17 protein-coding genes and 2 pseudogenes are annotated in these 16,576 nt (G+C 68.6%); 14 read left to right on the forward strand and 5 right to left on the reverse strand.

Translation table 11 applies throughout. The annotated features are described in order from the left end of the window. Positions 1-34: 34 nt before the first annotated feature. Entirely contained in the window at positions 35-985 is a 951-nt protein-coding gene (locus ACZ5AJ_RS13360) for a carbohydrate ABC transporter permease (protein WP_464135504.1), read from the reverse strand. After that, complete coding sequence (locus tag ACZ5AJ_RS13365; RefSeq protein WP_464135505.1) at positions 982-2,073, reverse strand: carbohydrate ABC transporter permease; 1,092 nt, start codon at positions 2,071-2,073, stop codon at positions 982-984. Before ACZ5AJ_RS13365 ends, ACZ5AJ_RS13360 begins: the two co-directional genes overlap by 4 nt. Before the next feature lie 561 nt (positions 2,074-2,634). On the opposite strand from ACZ5AJ_RS13365, the gene ACZ5AJ_RS13370 reads away from it, so the two are divergent. The 4 genes from ACZ5AJ_RS13370 to ACZ5AJ_RS13385 all read left to right on the forward strand — a co-directional run bounded on the left by ACZ5AJ_RS13370 (position 2,635) and on the right by ACZ5AJ_RS13385 (position 6,450). Further along, positions 2,635-3,729: a LacI family DNA-binding transcriptional regulator gene (locus ACZ5AJ_RS13370; protein ID WP_464135507.1), complete on the forward strand. Its 1,095-nt coding sequence runs from the start codon at positions 2,635-2,637 to the stop codon at positions 3,727-3,729. A gap of 148 nt (positions 3,730-3,877) precedes the next feature. Further along, positions 3,878-4,297 (forward strand): DUF1801 domain-containing protein, encoded by a 420-nt coding sequence (locus tag ACZ5AJ_RS13375; RefSeq protein ID WP_464135508.1) that lies wholly within the window; start codon positions 3,878-3,880, stop codon positions 4,295-4,297. A 112-nt stretch (positions 4,298-4,409) separates the two neighbouring features. After that, entirely contained in the window at positions 4,410-4,931 is a 522-nt protein-coding gene (locus tag ACZ5AJ_RS13380; RefSeq protein ID WP_464135509.1) for a ferritin, read from the forward strand. A 616-nt stretch (positions 4,932-5,547) separates the two neighbouring features. Continuing rightward, positions 5,548-6,450: a DUF559 domain-containing protein gene (locus tag ACZ5AJ_RS13385; protein ID WP_464135511.1), complete on the forward strand. Its 903-nt coding sequence runs from the start codon at positions 5,548-5,550 to the stop codon at positions 6,448-6,450. A 27-nt stretch (positions 6,451-6,477) separates the two neighbouring features. On the opposite strand, the gene ACZ5AJ_RS13390 is transcribed toward ACZ5AJ_RS13385, so the two are convergent. Further along, on the reverse strand, positions 6,478-6,783 hold the full coding sequence (locus ACZ5AJ_RS13390) for a hypothetical protein (RefSeq protein WP_464135512.1): 306 nt from the start codon (positions 6,781-6,783) through the stop codon (positions 6,478-6,480). A 144-nt stretch (positions 6,784-6,927) separates the two neighbouring features. Here ACZ5AJ_RS13390 and ACZ5AJ_RS13395 point away from each other — a divergent pair, with 144 nt between their 5' ends. After that, entirely contained in the window at positions 6,928-7,374 is a 447-nt protein-coding gene (locus ACZ5AJ_RS13395; RefSeq protein WP_464135513.1) for a VOC family protein, read from the forward strand. A gap of 78 nt (positions 7,375-7,452) precedes the next feature. On the opposite strand, the gene ACZ5AJ_RS13400 is transcribed toward ACZ5AJ_RS13395, so the two are convergent. After that, positions 7,453-8,025, reverse strand: a complete 573-nt coding sequence (locus ACZ5AJ_RS13400; RefSeq protein WP_464135515.1) for a YdeI/OmpD-associated family protein — start codon at positions 8,023-8,025, stop codon at positions 7,453-7,455. A gap of 101 nt (positions 8,026-8,126) precedes the next feature. Here ACZ5AJ_RS13400 and ACZ5AJ_RS13405 point away from each other — a divergent pair. The 5 genes and pseudogenes from ACZ5AJ_RS13405 to ACZ5AJ_RS13425 all read left to right on the forward strand — a co-directional run. Then, positions 8,127-8,375 (forward strand): annotated as a pseudogene (locus ACZ5AJ_RS13405) (LLM class flavin-dependent oxidoreductase); the annotation flags it as partial. Positions 8,376-8,480: 105 nt separating this feature from the next. Continuing rightward, a complete protein-coding gene (locus ACZ5AJ_RS13410; RefSeq protein ID WP_464138770.1) occupies positions 8,481-9,857 on the forward strand; it encodes a recombinase family protein in 1,377 nt (458 codons plus the stop codon). 181 nt (positions 9,858-10,038) lie between these two features. Next, positions 10,039-10,251, forward strand: coding sequence for a hypothetical protein (locus tag ACZ5AJ_RS13415; RefSeq protein WP_464135517.1), 213 nt, complete (start codon positions 10,039-10,041; stop codon positions 10,249-10,251). After that, positions 10,251-10,499: a helix-turn-helix domain-containing protein gene (locus ACZ5AJ_RS13420; protein ID WP_464135519.1), complete on the forward strand. Its 249-nt coding sequence runs from the start codon at positions 10,251-10,253 to the stop codon at positions 10,497-10,499. The genes ACZ5AJ_RS13415 and ACZ5AJ_RS13420 overlap by 1 nt, the downstream gene beginning before the upstream one ends. Continuing rightward, entirely contained in the window at positions 10,499-12,232 is a 1,734-nt protein-coding gene (locus ACZ5AJ_RS13425) for an RNA helicase (RefSeq protein ID WP_464135521.1), read from the forward strand. Before ACZ5AJ_RS13420 ends, ACZ5AJ_RS13425 begins: the two co-directional genes overlap by 1 nt. Here ACZ5AJ_RS13425 and ACZ5AJ_RS13430 read toward each other — a convergent pair. After that, positions 12,223-13,530 carry an ISL3 family transposase gene (locus ACZ5AJ_RS13430; RefSeq protein ID WP_464135522.1) on the reverse strand — a complete coding sequence of 436 codons (1,308 nt, stop codon included), beginning with the start codon at positions 13,528-13,530 and terminating at the stop codon, positions 12,223-12,225. The two genes, ACZ5AJ_RS13425 and ACZ5AJ_RS13430, sit on opposite strands and share 10 nt — an antisense overlap. 155 nt (positions 13,531-13,685) lie before the next feature. On the opposite strand from ACZ5AJ_RS13430, the gene ACZ5AJ_RS13435 reads away from it, so the two are divergent. The 4 genes and pseudogenes from ACZ5AJ_RS13435 (at position 13,686) to ACZ5AJ_RS13450 (ending at position 16,534) form a co-directional block, all read left to right on the forward strand. After that, positions 13,686-14,183 carry a hypothetical protein gene (locus ACZ5AJ_RS13435; protein WP_464135524.1) on the forward strand — a complete coding sequence of 166 codons (498 nt, stop codon included), beginning with the start codon at positions 13,686-13,688 and terminating at the stop codon, positions 14,181-14,183. Beyond that, complete coding sequence (locus ACZ5AJ_RS13440; RefSeq protein ID WP_464135526.1) at positions 14,180-14,770, forward strand: hypothetical protein; 591 nt, start codon at positions 14,180-14,182, stop codon at positions 14,768-14,770. The genes ACZ5AJ_RS13435 and ACZ5AJ_RS13440 overlap by 4 nt, the downstream gene beginning before the upstream one ends. A gap of 113 nt (positions 14,771-14,883) precedes the next feature. Continuing rightward, positions 14,884-15,180 (forward strand): annotated as a pseudogene (locus tag ACZ5AJ_RS13445) (relaxase/mobilization nuclease domain-containing protein); the annotation flags it as partial. 460 nt (positions 15,181-15,640) lie between these two features. Beyond that, positions 15,641-16,534, forward strand: coding sequence for a hypothetical protein (locus ACZ5AJ_RS13450; protein WP_464135527.1), 894 nt, complete (start codon positions 15,641-15,643; stop codon positions 16,532-16,534). Positions 16,535-16,576: the final 42 nt, after the last annotated feature.

Here is a 16,576-nt window from a genome sequence, read left to right on the forward strand (position 1 = left end):
GGTCGTCGGGAGGGCGGACGGGGTGGACGGGGAGTCACTTCATGGCGCCGGCGGCGAGCCCGCCGATGATGCGCTTCTGGGCGACGAAGAAGATGAGCAGCATCGGCAGGGACACGAACACGGCGCCGGCGATGATCGCGCCCCAGTTCGAGTAGCCCTCCTGGCTGCGCAGGAACAGCAGACCGATCGGCAGCGTGCGCATGTCCGCGGTCGAGGTGACGATCAGCGGCCACACGTACTCGTTCCACTTGCCGACCATCACGATCAGCGTCGCGGTGAGGATCATCGGGCCCGACAGCGGCACCGCGATGGTGAGCATGCGGCGGATGTGCCCGGCGCCGTCGATCTCCGCGGCCTGGAGGATGTCCCTGTCGATGCCGCGCATCGACTGGTACAGCAGGAACATCGCGAAGGCGCTCGCGACGCCCGGCAGGATGATGCCGGCGTACGAGTTCAGCCAGCCCAGGTTCGCCACGGTGATGTAGTTGACGATCAGGGTCACGTGCCCCGGCAGCATCATCGAGGCGATGATCAGGCCGAACGCGATCTTCTTGAAGCGGAAGTCGACGAACACGAAGGCGTAGGCGCACAGGATCGCCAGGCAGATCTCCAGCGCGGTGCCGACGCCCGTGGTGATGATCGAGTTCAGGAAGAACCGGTCGAAGGGCGCCGAGCTCCACGCCTCCCGGAAGTTCTCGAACGTCAGAGTGCTGGGGATCCACTGCAGCGGCCACGAGTAGATGTCCGTGCGAGGCTTCACGGCCGAGGAGAACAGCCAGTACAGCGGCACCGCGAACACAGCGATGGTGGCGACCACCCCGGAGGTGAGCAGGACGGTCTGCCACAGCGGACGACGGGGTCCGCGGGGACGGGTGCGGCCGACGGACGGGCCCGGGGCCGACGACGCCGGTGCAGCGGACGGAGCGGTCCGGGCGGGAGCGGTCTGGGCGGGAGCGGTCCGGGCGGGAGCGGTCTGGGCGCTCATCGGTCGTAGTTCACCTTCTTCTCGCCGTACTTGACCTGCACGTACGTGATGGCCAGGAGGATGATCAGCAGGACCGTCGCCGCAGCGGACGCCTTGCCGATGTCGAAGCTCTGGAACGCCTCCTCGTAGACCATCCAGGAGAGGGTCGAGGAGGAGACGCCGGGCCCGCCGCTGGTCATGATCGAGATGATGTCGAAGGTCTGGGCGGCGGAGATGATGCCCGTGATGGACAGGAAGAACGTGATGGGGCTCAGCAGCGGGAGCGTCAGGTGGCGGAACAGCTTCCTCCCGTGCGCCCCGTCGAGCGCCGCGGCCTCGTAGAGGTCCTTGGGCAGGTCGAGGATCGCCGTGTAGCAGATGACCGTGACGAAGCCGAGGCGCTGCCAGGTGTAGGCGATGGTGATCGCCCACAGGGACCAGTCCGAGGTCGTCGTCCATGCCGGGGACTCCAGCCCGACCAGCGAGAACAGCCAGCGGGAGAGCCCGTAGTTGGGGTCGAACATGAACAGCCACAGGATGCCGACGGCGGCGCCGGGGAGCATGTGCGGGGCGAAGGCCATGGTCTGCGCGAAGCCGGTCAGCGGCACCTTGGTCGCCAGCAGGCTGCCCAGCAGCAGGCCTCCGACGATCGACCCGATGACGCTCACGCCCGTGAAGATCAGCGTGTTCAGCATGACCTGGCCGAACTCGGCATCCGTGAGCAGGTCCGCGTAGTTCTCCAGGCCCACCCACTCCGGCATCGGCGCGACGAAGTCCCAGTCCATGAAGCTCAGACCGATGTTGTAGAGCGCCGGATAGTACGAGAACACGAGGATCGCGGCGAGGTTCGGCAGGATCAGCAGCGAGAACAGCAGCGCATCCCTCCGCGCCCGACGGGCCCGCTGCGGGGACCGTCGACGCTCGGGCCGCGCGCCCGAGGACGCGCCCGGACCGCCGGCGCGCCGACGGCGCACCCCGGCGCCGGAGCCGTTGCGACCGGTGCCGTCGGAGCGGGAGCCGTCAGGACGGGTGCCGCCAGGACCGGTGCCGCCGGTGCCGGAGCGGCCCCCGCCCACGGCGGAAGGAGGAGGTAGGACGTCGGTGGTCATGGGAGCGCTCCCAGCGTGAAGCTCGACAAGGGGATCTCGACAAGGGGGACTCGACAGGGGGACGGAGCAGGAACGATCGGCGGGTCGACGGACGGTCCGGGGCCGGAGGGGCAGGCGCCGGGCAGAGCGCGACGCGCAGTGCCCATCGGCCTCCCCTGGGGCCGTCCGCGGGTGTTCGCGAACTCGCCGACGCCCACACAGTAGGGAGCTTCAGCACGCCCCGCCAGAGGGCATCCGTGCAGGTGAATGGCACGTTAACGTGCTCTGTCAGCGCTGGTGGAAGCGCTCCCACAGCTCCTTCCAGCGCCTTCGTCGGACGCTGCCGAGCCGGCGTCCGGGCGATCCCGCAGGAGCGTTCACGAGGTGTTCGTCGGCCGTACCGGATCTGTTCCCCGCCTGATCGCGGTGACCTCGGCGGGACCGGAGAACCTTCACCGCCGCGTCACCTGGTCGAGACCGGTCCGGCCCCCGGGATCGTTACCCTTCCCCGGACTCGGACTCGGACTCGGACGCCCGCGCCGCGGATCCGGACCACCCCGCCAGGAGCACCCAGGAGGAGCGATGGGGCGACCGCCCACCATGCTCGACGTCGCCCGCGAGGCCGGGCTCTCCCGGTCGACGGTCTCGCGCGTGCTGCAGGGCCGCGGACAGCGCGTCTCCCCCGACGCGCAGATCCGGGTGCGAGAGGCCGTCGACCGCCTCGGGTACGTGCACGACCTGGTCGCGAGCGGACTCGCCCAGCGGCGCGGCCACCAGCTGGGGCTCCTGATCCGCGATGCCACCAATCCCGCCTACGGCCATCTGCACGCCGAGATGAACCGCGCGGTCGAGGACGCCGGACGCACCCTCATCTCCGTGACCGCAGACCGCCATGACTACGGGACCGCCGAGGTCGCGGGTCTGCGTCGACTGCTCGGCCAGCGCGTCGCCGGAGCCTTCGTCGGCACCGGCGTCACCGCTGCGGAGGATCTCGTGGTCACCGGGAGCACGGTGCCGATGATGATCGTCGGACGTCCCAACGAGCATCCGCACCTCGAGTCCGTCAGCTACGACGAGCGCGCGCACGGACGGATGGTCGCCGATCGGATCGTCGCCGCCGGCCACCGTCGGATCGCGGTGCTGACCGCGCCGCTGCTGTACTCGCGGGTGTTCGATCTGCGCATGCGCAGCCTCGTCACCCGCCTCTCCGAGCTCGGCACGTCCGCTCGGCCGATCCCGCTGCTGCCTGTCGAGCGAGGGGTGGTCCGGGCCCTCGATGCGGCCCGGGACGAGGAGCTGACCTGCATCGTCTGCCCCGTCGACTATGTCGCTCTGGACCTGCTTCGAGCCGCCGGCGAGCGCGGTATCCGCGTCGGCGAGGACCTCTCCGTCGTCGGCTTCGACGGCATCATGGACGGGCTGGACCTGATCGGCCTGGCGACCGTCGAGCTGCCGATCCGGGAGGTGGCCCGCGCGGCCGTCGATCGGATGGGCCGGCTGATCGAGCGCGCCGACGCCGAGGAGGCCGACGGAGGGGCTGAGGCCGACCGCGGGACCAGGGCCGACGGCGGGACCGGGGTCGACCGCGGGGTGAAGCCCGAGGTCGCCCGTCACGCGCTCCATGTCGGACGGTTCGTGCCCGGTCGCACTCTCGGCCCCGCTCCGCATCCCCGCTGAGAACGGCTGAGGACAGAGATCGCAGCCCTGAAGCGTGCCGTCGCGCCCCGCTCCTCGTACAGCAGCGTGCCGGGGGACGGCGGCTCGCCTACGCTCGATCTCGCTTCAGCGTCGTGCCTGGAGCACGCCGCTCGACCCAGGAGCTCCCATGGCCTACACGCCCAAGACCGGCCCCACCGACGTCGACCCCGCCGCATACTGCGCGGGACTGCCCACCGCGCGCCGTCGCGAGGAAGGGGCCCGGCTCCTCGAGCTCTTCGCCGAGGTCACGGGTGAGCGGGCGGTCATGTGGGGTCCGAGCATGGTCGGCTTCGGCGCCGACGAGTACGCCACTCCCTCCGGCGGGTCCCGCGGCACCTGGTTCCGTGTCGGCTTCTCCCCTCGCTCGGCGGCGCTGTCCCTGTACGGCCTGCAGGGTCACGACGGGTCCGACGCGTTGCTCGAGCAGCTGGGCAAGCATCGGCTCGGCGCGGGATGCGTCTACGTCAACGGGCTCAAGGACGTCGACGAGGGGGTGCTGCGCGAGCTCGTCGATCTGGCCTGGAGGTCCGAAGGCGGCGGCTGCTGACGCGGCGTATCCGATTGCGGCGAAACCGCAGGTGAGCCTCCACTTTCCAGACCGTCTGAGGCAAGCCTCGCCATGGCTGACAAGTCTCGGGAAGGGGTCTACTCTCGCTCCCATGAAGCTCTCCCATGACCTTGAGAAGAAGTTCCAGGACCAGATCACCCTCGAGTTCGCCGCCTCGATCACCTACCGTCAGCTGGCCATCGAGGCCGACGAGCAGGACCTCCCCGGCATCGCCGCCTGGCTGCGCCACCAGGCTGACGAGGAGATCGTCCACGCCAACAAATTCATCCAGCACGTCTCCGACCGCGGCAACCACGCGGCCATCGGCACCATCAACGCTCCCGGTGTCAAGCCGGGCCTGTCGGTGCTCGAGATCTTCGAGGCGGCCCTCGCCCACGAGCAGAAGGTCTCCGAGTCCATCCGCGAGCTGTACCGCAGCGCCGACAAGGAAGGCGACTACGACTCCCGTCCGCTGCTGAACTGGTTCGTCGACGAGCAGGTCGAGGAGGAGGCCACTGTCTCCGAGATCATCGGCCGCCTGAAGCTGATCGGCGAGGACGGCTCGGGCCTGCTGCGCCTGGACGCCGAGCTGGGCGCCCGCCCCACCGGGTCCACCGAGGCCGACGACGAGTGAGCCCGGCCCCCTGAGCTGACCAGAGCCTTCTGGCCTGGGCCTCCTCGCCTGGGCCTGCAGGCCTGAGCCTCCTGCCTTGGGCGCCTCAGACTTGGGCGCCTGCTGCCTGGCAGGAATCGGCAGGTCTGGCAGCAATCGGCAGGTCTGGCAGCAATCGGCAGGTCTGGCAGCAATCGGCAGATGAGCGGCACTTGCCTTGCACTATGCGAGGCAAGTGCCGCTCATCTACTTTTCACGGACAGTGCCCGGCATCGGCATCGGCATCGGCATCGGCATCGGCATCGGCAGGCTAGTCCGGTCTTGGGCCGGCTGACAGATCCTGTTGGCTGGTAGGAATCGGCAGGCCTGGCAGCAACCGGCAGATGGGCGGCACTTGCCTTGCACTATGCGAGGCAAGTGCCGCCCATCTGCCCTCCACGGACAGTGCCCAGCGCCTGCGCCTGCGCCTGCGCCGGCGCCGGCATCGGCCCTCGCATCGGCTGGTCCCTCCGGTCCTGGGCAGGCAGCGACCAACACGGGCAGAGCGGGCCATCGAAGTGCTCCTCCCCATGGCCGGCGGATCCACAATCTGCATCCTGGCCCCCTGTGGAAGCGCCGTCCTCACCAGCATGGGCGGATGCTGATCCCGTCACGACATCCCGACGTCCATGTCCGTACCCGCCAGGAGCTGGAGAGGGCCGGATGCAGTCGCCGAGCCATCGAAGCCCTGTGCGAGGAGGGGACGATCACCCGGCTCGGCCATGGCTTCTACGGCACCTCGCTCACTCCTCATCCTGTCCGAGCCGCGCTGGCGCGGAACAACCGCGTCACCTGCGTCAGCGCCCTCCATCTGTATGGCTTCTGGGTCCCTCCGGTCCAGGGAGCCCATGAGGCACGGAGGCGCGGAGGCCAGCGATCCCGCTCGTCCGCGCGGAGTGGAGCTGCAGTCCACCTGCACCATCCGGTGCTCACCAGCTGGCCCGACCAGCATCCCGTGCTGCCGATGCCCATCGCCCTGGAGCATGCGGTGCACTGCCTGAGCGAGGATCACGCCGCCGTGGTTCTCGAGTCCGGGCTGAACCGGCACCTGATCGACGACGCCGCTGCACTTCGGGCCTGCAGCTCGCTGTCCGAGCGTCGGCGGAGCCGCATCCTCCCGCTCGACGGCTCCGCCGAGTCCGGGACCGAGACCATCGTGCGACGGGCTCTGGAGCGGAGAGGGGTCCGCGTTCGGACCCAGGTCAGCATTCCCGGGATCGGGCGCGTCGACATGATCGTCGGCGAGAAGCTGATCATCGAATGCGACTCCTTCAGTCACCACACGGATCCCGAGGCGTACCGCCGGGATCGGCGTCGCGACCGTCGGGCCAGGCGGCGCGGCTACATCGTCCTCCGCCTGACCTACGAGGACGTCATGGCGAACTGGGAGGAGACGCTCGCCGATCTGCTGCTGTCCATCCGGCGCGGCGATCATCGGATCGCCCGTTCGCAGCTCGGCGCGCTCGAGGACGGACTGCTCTCTGACCCCCTGGCCGGCTGATCCAGGACCGAGCCGCCCGACTCGCCCTCAGAGCACCGTTCGGACCGGCAGGCCAGCCCAGCAGCCCGGAACCGGACCAGTCGGCCAACCCAGCACCAGCACCAGCACCAGCACCAGCACCAGCACCAGCACCAGCACCAGCACCAGCACCAGCAGGTCAGCCCAGCAGGCCAGCCCAGCACCAGCGCGGCAGGAATCGGTAGATCTGGCAACGAACGGCAGATGAGGAGCACTTGCTCCGCCCAGGGAGAGGCACGTGCCGCTCACCTGCCGCAGATGGACGCTCCGCCCCAGCACCAGCACCAGCACCAGCACCAGCACCAGCACCAGCACTGCACCAAGCACCAGCTCTGCCCAGCACCCGGCAGCGCACATCCGGGGGCGGTGACGGCTTCCGCCGTGCGTGCCGTCGTGCCACACTGGCGCCGGGCCCCGAGGACGAGGCCCGGACGATGAGAAGGACCAGGGAGACGCCCCATGGCCGCACCGCAGTTCAGCCCGTACCTCACCTTTCCCGGCAACGCCCGCGAGGCCTTCCAGCACTACCACCAGGTGTTCGGCGGTCAGCTGGACCTGATGACCTATGAGGACTTCCCCGATCTCTCGGGATTCCCCTTCGCCCCCGCGCCCGAGTCGGTCGCGCATGCTCAGCTCCATGGCGGTCTGGTCACCCTCGCCGGTGGCGACGCGGTGTCCCCGCCCGGGGAGGAGATGCCTCCGCTGGAGTCGGAGGTGTACTCCTTCCTCATCGGCTTGGACACCGTCGACGAGGCGCGAGCGCTCATCGGGACGATGACCTCCAGCGGCGCCTCCCTCGCCATGCCGTTCGAGCTCGCCCCCTGGGGCGACCACTATGGCCAGGTCAAGGATCGCTTCGGTGTGCTGTGGGCACTCGTGGTGCCCGGAGAGCATCCTCAGCACTGAGGCAGCAGGAGCAGCACAGGCGGCACAGGCGGCAGGAGCAGCGCGGGCAGAGAGCTCAGGTATCGCCGTGAAGCCTGCTCACCCCTGGTCCAGGAGCCACGCGACGACGCGGGCGGCGGCCCGCTGGCGAGCGGCGGCGTCCCGGGCGGAGAGCACCGGATGCAGCGCGCTGTACCGCGCGCTCCCGCGCAGACTCTCGAAGACCGATCGGGCCGCGGGGTTCCCGGCGAGGGCGGCGGACAGCTCCGCCGGGACCTCTGCGGTCGCTGCGCCGGGATAGGCGGCCTCCCATCGTCCGTCGGCACGGGCCCGTTCGACCTCGGAGCGGCCGCGGTCGCGCAGGCGCCCCTCCTCCTCGAGGCGGGCGATGATCCCGACGTTGCGCTGGGACCAGATCGAGCGCGATCGCCGGGGCGTGAAGCGCTGGAGGAACGTCGTCGCGTCGCGGCCGCGCTTCTGTCCGTCGATCCAGCCGCTGCACAGCGCCTCCTCGAGGGCCTGTTGGTAGGAGAGCGACGTGGGGTCTTCGGTCCCCTTCTTCGCGAGCACGAGCCAGACGCCGTCGCTGTCCTCGTCGTGAGCGAGCAGCCAGGACTTCCAGGCTGCGGCGTCGTCGAGGACGAGCGGATCCTGCGCTGTCATCCCGGTCATGCGGGACAGCCTCTCACCCCGATGCAACTCGTGCATCACTCCGATGCGACGACCAGCAGCACCCCCTAGTCCAACTTTCAATCATTTGGTACGGTGGGGCCATGCGAGCCTTCGGATTCCTCAGCTTCGGCCACTACGGCGGCGACCCCGCGCGGGGCGGCATCAGCGCCCGCCAGATGCTCCACGACGCGATCGACATCTCGGTGGGTGCCGACGAGCTCGGCGTCAACGGCGCCTATTTCCGCGTCCACCACTACGCCCGGCAGTCCGCATCCCCGATGCCGCTGCTCTCGGCGGTGGCCGCCCGCACGCAGCGGATCGAGGTGGGCACGGGCGTGATCGACATGCGCTAGCGCATGTCGCGGTTGTGACACTCGTTCCGTAAGCTTGGTTGCATGGTCGAACTGGTAGCGCTGAGGAAGACGAACGAGGTGGCCGCGTACGTCCGCGCCTCCATGGACCGCAAGGGCGACCGCTGGACGGTCGATACGCAGCTGAGGAAGATCAGGGCGCTGGCCGAGGCCAAGGACTGGAACGTCGTCGAGGTCTACGAGGACAACGCCGTGTCGGCGACGAAGAAGCGCCGCGCTGGCACCCGCTGGGCCGAGATGCTGGACGACGCCCGCGCGGGCCGCTTCTCGATGGTGGTCGCCGTGGACATGGACCGGCTGCTGCGCAGCACGAAGGACCTCAACACCTTGATTGACCTGGGGCTGCGGGTCGTCACCGTGGACGGCGAGATCGACCTCTCGACGGCCGACGGTGAGTTCCGAGCGACGATGCTCGCGGCACTGGCCCGGTTCGAGGCCAGGCGTAAGGCGGAGCGTCAGATCAGGTCGAACGAGCGCCGACGCTTCGAGGGCATCCCGACGAGCGCCTGGAAGGCGTTCGGGTGGACGCGAGAGGGCGAGCTGATCCCGGAGGAGGCCGACGCCGTCCGGCGGGCCTTCGCCGCGTTCCTCGGCGAGCCGTCGCTGTCGATCCGGCGAATCCGCGAGGATCTGAACGGTGCCGGTCATCTCACCGCCCGCGGGTCGGAGTTCTCCGTCGATGCCGTGCGCTACCTCCTGGCGAACCCGCTCTACGCTGGCTACATCAAGCACTACGCGTCGGGCGAGCTGTACCCGGTGCAGGGCGACGCGTTCCCGCCCATCGTCGGTGAGCAGACGTGGCGGGCTGCGGTGTCGAAGCTGGAGGACAACGTGCGGAGATCGGCGAGGCAGGGTAACCAGCCGAAGTACCTCCTGTCCACGATCGGCCTGTGCGGCAAGTGCGGGGCGACGCTCGTCTCTGGGACGAACAGCCGCAAGCAGCCGACGTATCGCTGCGGCGAGCAGTTCCATCTCACCCGCCAGCGCGAGCCCGTCGATGCGATGGTGACCGAGGCGGTGCTCACCCGCTTGTCCTCGGTGGATGTGCACAACCTCGTGATGCCGCAGGAGGACGATGGGCCAGATCACGAGGAGTTGCTGACCGAGCGGAACGCCCTGGTCGAGCGGGTGAAGGAGCTGAGCCCGCTGCTGCGTGACATCCATCAGCCGGTCCTGGAGATCACGGCGGCGATCAACGACGTGAAGGCCCGCATCGATGAGATCGACGCGGAGCTGCTCGACCGTTCGGTGTCGGTGGCGGCAAAACTGCTCGCGGACGTGGACGAGCCGGTCGGCACCGCGGAGCGCCGCGAGATGGTCGAGGCGAAGTGGAAGACGTTGGACGTGGACCGCCGCCGGATGCTCGTGGACGAGCTGGTGACGGTGACCATCGAGCCCATCGCGCCCGGTCACGTGAAGTTCGACCCCGACCTCATTCGTATAGAGCCGCGTCGCGACTGACTCATGAGTCGACTCGTCATTGCAATGGTGAGTCGACTCGTGGGAGAATGGTTGCAGACAAGAAGATCCCACCGGGGCCGCGACTTAGAAGCGCGGGGTTCTGCTCCCGGATGAGTAGCCGGTCAAACAGCCCAATTACCGTGGCGGGGAACCGGAAGATACTCATGTCTGAGGACTTCCGATGTCTGTCGTTATCGACGTTCCCCGCGCATCCGCGCTGGACCGTTCTGGGCCTGCCCAAGACTCGATCCCCGTTCCGCATGCTGATGGGCTCGATCCCGTCATCGCTGCCGCCCGCGCCGCCGGTCGCCGAGCCGGTGAGCGCCTGGCTCTCACTCCGCTGACGCCGCGACAGCGCGCCGCCGTCGCCGCCCTGATGGGCGGTGGTCGCTGATGAGCGCGAACTCCGCCGCCTTCGATCACCTGACCGGCTTCCGCTGGCGTCAGGGCGACCCCGCCCTCGCCGACTCCGAGGCTCGTCTCTACGACCTCGGCGTGCTCCGCTCCGTGCTGGAGGAGGCGGTCGAGATCGCCGTCGCCGATGCCCGCGCCGAGGGCGTGACCTGGGCCAGGATCGGTGACGCCCTCGGTGTCACGCACCAGGCTGTCATCAAGCGCTACCGCAAGGGCGGTGATCACTGATGAGTCTCACGAATTGCACCAGCAGCACCGCTCCCGCTGACCTGACCCCGCCCGGAGGGCTTGGCCTGGCACCCGCCGCAGGCGGGCTGCCCGGTGCCGTTCCGAACAGTGGGAACCCGGATCTCGCCGTCGAGGACGATTTCGCAGGAAACGGCTATACGGCTGCACTGACCGACTCCAACGACTCCGAGGCGACCGTCGATCCCAGCTCTGACCAGGGAACTAACGCCGATCAGCATGCGCGGCCTTCCTTGGGTGGCCGCGCATCCGTTTCGGAAACGGCTGCACCGGCGCCTACCTCGGTTGCAAGCGTGGACTTCGCCGAGCTGGACGTGCCGGGGGCCGATTCCGGTGACGAGGTCGAACCGTTCGTCGTCGAGTCTACGGTCGCGCAGGTCGCCGAGGCGAAGGCGTTCTTCGCCGCCGCGAAGGCGGCGGAGAGTCCGGAGCAGGTGAAGCGTGCTCGTATGCAGTCGCGCGTGTTCTCGGTGATGCAGTATCGAGAGCACCCGGAGACTGGCGAGGTCATGCTCACGCAGGAGCAGATCGACGAGGGTCTCGTGGCGCTGGGCGATCGCCTCCACCGCTGGGCATATGTGTGGCATCCGTATGACCGTCTGGTCGAGGTGGACGAGGGTACCGGCGAGACGGTGTGCTGCGGGATCAAGGGCCTGCACGCTCACATGGTGTTGTGGGTCGCTGATGCCGATGGTCCGCGCCCTACGATCCGCACCGTCTCGGACGCATTCTCGATCCCCTCGGCTCGCGTGAAGCCGCCGAAGGCGACCGCCGAGCAGGAGGGCACCGAGCACAAGGGCCGCGGCGCGGCGGAGAAGGCGTTCTTCGATCTTGCCGAGTACCTGCCGCATGAGTCGCGGGGGAAGAACGCTATCCCGGGTGTCCACCAGTCGGATCGGCACTACCTCGTGGACAAGACGCAGGAGGGCATGCCTGGCAAGTATCAGTATGGCCGTGGGCGGATCGTCGCGAACTTCGATTTCGGGCGGGAGCTGGACGCGCACATGGCTATGCGCCGGAACGCTGCGGAGGGCGGCGGGGGTGCGAAGCTCAGCAAGCTCTTCCAGGCCGCGGGAAAGGGCTCGCTGACGCTGAAGCAGGTTCGCAATCAGGAGCCCGCGATCTACTTCGCGAAGGGAAACCTGGCGCATTTCCAGAAGCTGCGGGGCGACTTCCTCGCGTATCAGGACGCGCCGGAGTCGGTCATGAACTTCTATGTTTTCGGCGAGGGCGGCACGGGTAAGGATCTGCTCGCGAAGGCGCTGGCTCGCGCTCTGGCCCCGGATGCGGACAAGCCGTACTTCAAGGTGGGCGGCGAGAACGTCTCGTGGGAGGGGTACGACGGAGAGCCGGTCGTGATCTGGGAGGACATGCGCGTCGGTGACATGATCCGCACGGCCAAGAGCCGCGGCATGCTCTTCCGCATCCTCGGCCCGTGGCGTGAGCCGGACGAGAAGCCGGTCGTGAACATCAAGGGTTCGAAGACCCAGCTGCTGAACCGGGTGAACATCGTGACGGGTCCGGAGGGCTACGAGGAGTTCCTCCGCGGCTTGGCGGGCGAATACGAGTCGATGCAGGGCGGCGTGCGGGTCAAGAACCAGGCGGAGAACCTCGGGCAGGGGTTCCGCCGCTTCCCGGTGATCATTCCGGTCGCTGAACGAGAGTTCTCGATCTTCGTGAACTCCGGCGTGCTCAATGGGGCTCTTCACAGATGACGGTGTAGTTCGGTTCTGAATCCTCCGGTGTCGAGTAGGGCGCGGATGACGTAGTGGGCGAGGTTGCGGAAGCCGAGCGCGGTGCCACGGAGGTGCTCGAGTCGGCCGTTGATCGCTTCGGTGGGGCCGTTGCTGGTGCCGGGGTGGTCGAAGTAGGCCAGCACGTCCAGGGCCCGTCGTTTCAGGGTTCGACCGAGAGTGATCAGCTCGGTGAGCTGCGTGGGCACTCCCTGGGTGAGGTCGTCGATCACGGCTTGCAGAGCCTTCTTCCCACTCGCGCGGTCGGGGTGGCGGTAGGCGGCGACGATGCGCTGGTAGATGCCCCAAGTCGCTTCGACCTCGACGTGCTCGTCTCGGGCGAACACGGCCTTCAGGCGGGTGATCTGCTTGTCGGTGAGCAGGTCAGCGCCGGTGTGCAGAACGCGCCGGATCCCGTAGAGCGGATCCCCAGATCGGCCCCGATGGCCGAGGGTGGCCTGTTGGACGCGCTGGCGGCACTGATCGATCTTCTCGCCGGCCAGGGCGACGACGTGGAAGGGGTCCATCACCGATGTCGCCTCGGGCAGCTCCTCGGCGGTGGCGGTCTTGTAGCCGGAGAACCCGTCCATCGCGACGACCTCGACCCCGTCCCGGAACTGGGCGGTCTGGCCATCGAGCCAGGTCGTGAACACTTTCTTCGAGCGTCCCGGGACCATGTCCAGGAGCCTGGAGGGGCCGGTGCCGTCGCGGATCGGAGTCAGGTCGATGATGACGGTGACGTACTTGCTGCCCCGACGGGTGTGGGACCACACGTGCTCGTCCACGCCGATGACGCGGACCCCGTCGAGGCGGGTGGGATCGTTGATCAGCAGCTGCTGGCCGGTGGCCAGGATCGCGTCGTTGGCGGTGTTCCAGGCGACTGCGAGCCCGGCGGCGATCCGGGCGACGGACAACCGATCGATGACCACGCCCTTGAGCGCCCACAGCGCGGCGTGCCGGGAGAGGACAGCGCGGGGCTCGGCCGCGGTCGAGGTGTCCTGGCGCCACACGCTACGGCAGTCCGGGCACCGGTAACGACGCACTCTGACCTGCAGCATCGTGGGACGCCAGCCCAGCGGGACGTGGGCGAGACGCCGGACCACCGTGCCCCGGGAGACGCCTTGCTGGCCGCAACCGTGGCACCAGTTGTCCGGTTCGAGCACGCGACACTCCAACACCGATCGGTGCGGCTCGATCAGCTGCCCCGTCACGGTCAGGCCCAGCCGGTCGAGCTGGCAGAAGGTATCGAGATCGGGCGCGGTGAAGGTAGCGTTGAGCACGTCGAGGTCTTCCAGATGGCGAGCGTAGGAACTTCCATCATCGGGAGACCTCGACGTCTATCCCGACACCGCCGCGCCGCCAGCTCCTACACCCTCATCTGTGAAGAGCCCTCAATGGCACCCGCGAATACCAGAGCTACGAGCGGTACGAGCACATGCGCCAGGACCTCGAACTGCTGGCCCGTAGGTGCAAGGCGATCAAGGATGGCGCGGAGCGGGAGCGCGTGCGCGGTGAGATCGAGGCGCGCACGGTCGCTCCGATCGTCGAGCAGCACGATCGGATCGCCCGCCCCGAGCTGGACGCGATCGACGGGCACGATCTGCTCGCGGAGTTCGCCGGAGTCGGCCAGCCGATCCAGCCGAGCGCTGAGGAGATCGCCGCCGCAGAGGAGACGGCGAAGCGTGACCGTGAGATCGTCGAGGAACAGCAGCGCAAGCGGCTCGCCGAGCTGGAGGAGCACAACCGTGAGTTGACGCTCTGCACCTGTCCCACTCCGCAGGCGGGCGTCTACGCGAGGCACGGGGATGAGTGCCCGGCACTCACCGAGGACGAGCGCCAGCGCCGCGCTGATGCGAAGCAGAAGGTGCTCGATGCGAAGGTCGCGCGGCTCCGCGCGAACGGCGGTCTGCTGGTTTCGGCAGGTGCGGCATGAGCACCGAACTCGACGGGCACTTCCAGGGGATCGAAGGGGGCGGAGCCCCCTCGCAAGCAGGGCTGGAGGACACGAGCGTCAGCGATGTGTCCGACAGGCCTACTGCTTGCCACTCTGGCGTACAGGTGGAGCAGCAGACCGACTCCCAGGTGAACACCGGTCGGGCTGATGCGGAGGCTGTGCGCCAGAGTCACGGCGGCGCGAAGCGTCGTCGTGGGGGCCGCGCGAAGCTCGATACCGACTTCGGGGAGGAGACGCTCGCGGCGCTGCGCAGTCGTGCGAAGCGGCTCGGGCTGGCTCCGAGCACGTGGGTACGGTCCGTAGTGCGCGATGCGCTCCATGCCTCTCGGAGCGAGGAGCTGGACGCCGCCGTGGCCGCGCGCCTGCTCGGGGTCGAGGTGCGCGTGCAGGCATCCGCAGACGCTCGGGAGCTGGCCGCACAGGTGCGCCCGCTGGCGATCAACGTCAACGACCTGGACCGCCGCGCGCGGGCCGGTGAGGCGGTGGCGCTGTCGGCGGAGGTTCCCGAACTGATCGAGCTGCTGCGCGAGGTCCGCGCCCTGCTCGGGGATCGGACGGCCTCGTGAGCACCACCCACTACAGCCCGAGCGCCAGCGCCGCCAACACGGAGCGCTACATTCGGGGCAAGGAGGACGAGCGGGGCGTCGCTATCGCGTGCGATGTGCCGGGAGGCCCCGATGTGTTCTCGGCCCGCGCCCGCGCCCTCACGCAGAACACGAAGCGCGACGTCGAGGCCCTGCACTACCGCCAGTCGTTCAGCGACGAGGAGTTCGACCCGAACAGCCCGGAGGACGTGCAGCGGGTCAACGATCTCGGCTATCAGCTCGCGAAGAAGATGCACCCGGATTCCGATTGCCTCGTGGTCAGCCACGTGGATGGTCGGGGCAAGAAGCCGCACAACCACATCTTGGTCATCAACCACAACAACCGAACCGGTAAGGCGCTTTCGGACTACCGCACGTTCCACGACCGCAAGGCCGGGAACCAGAAGGGCTTGCAGTCGGCGAACGACGAGCTGATGCGGGAGCACGGCCTGTCGGTCGTGAAGCGGCTGGAGCACACGCCGAAGGATTGGGAGCTGCGCCGCGAAGACTTTGCCGAGGGCTCGCTCGATCGCGAGATGGGCGACCGGATGAGTGCGGCGCTGGCCGATCCCCGTGCGGTGGACAAGGCCGGTCTCGAAGCGGTGATCGAGGAGCAGAACCAGCAGCTCGGCGATGACGGCGAGCGGGTGCCGCGGATGCGGCTGCGCAGCCCCGTCAGCAAGAGGGGCAAGCGCGCCGGTCAGGAGACCTGGACGCTCTACATCGAGGACCGCCGCGGCGAGTCCGGCCGCGCCGAGCGCCGCAAGCGCACGAGTGCGCTCTCGGCGGACTTCACGCCGGAGGGCGCACGGGCGTTCTTCGACTACCACCAGCAGCAGAAGGAGCAGGACCATGAGCGCAGCGCTCGACAGGCTGAAGCAGCAGAACGCGCAGAGCGAATCGCCGCAGCAGCTCAGCAGTCCCGAGACGACGGAGACCTTGAACTCGATCCTCGCCGCCGTCGAGGCACAGAACGCGAGGATCGACCGACTGACCGAGCAGCAGAAGAAGCTCGCGGGGTTCGTGAAGGTCATGGACGAGGAGATGAGCAAGCGCATCGACCGGGTGTCGACCTCGCAGCGGTCCGTCAGCACGTCACCGCAGATCGAGAGCGTCGAGAGCAGGCTGAGCGAGATCGAGAGCACGCTCAGCGAGTTCGTGCAGAGTCTCGACGGGAAACGGCTGAGCGCCGCCTCGCAGAGTTTGATCGCCGAGGCGCAGAAGAATCACGCGGCTACGGCCTCGGCGATTGAGGGGCTCCAGGCGCAGGCCGGGGCGAACGAGAAGCTCGTGAGCCAGGTCGGCGGCGCGGTCCAGCGGATCGAGAAGCGTAGCGAGGAGCGGGTCGATAAGGCCGTCGAGCAAGTCACCGGAGAGGCCTCGGCCACGATGACCGCGAACCTCGACGCGTCGAACGAGCGGGCCGAGCGGATCATCGCCGCCACGGCGAAGCTGGAGGCGCGACAGCTCTGGTCGGCCGTCGCCGCGATGTACCTCGCCCTCGTACCGGTGGCCGTGGTCGTCGCCGGGGTCTGGATGGCTGTCGCCGGATTGATCACGGGCGCTCAGTGGGCGCTGGACGTGGACGGGAGCATGTGGCTTGGGATCGGGCGCTGGCTCGTGGTCGGCGCTGGTTTCGCAACGGCAGGCTACGGGCTGTTCGCGTCCGTCCGTTGGACCGTCGGCCTCGTGGAAACGTGGAAGGGCCGTGGGATGCCGAAGTGGCCGAGCTGGCGCAAGAGGTGACCACGATTCCCGAGGGCAAGCGCGCGGAGCGCGTGCGGCAGC

This window comes from Brachybacterium zhongshanense (genome assembly GCF_055385755.1).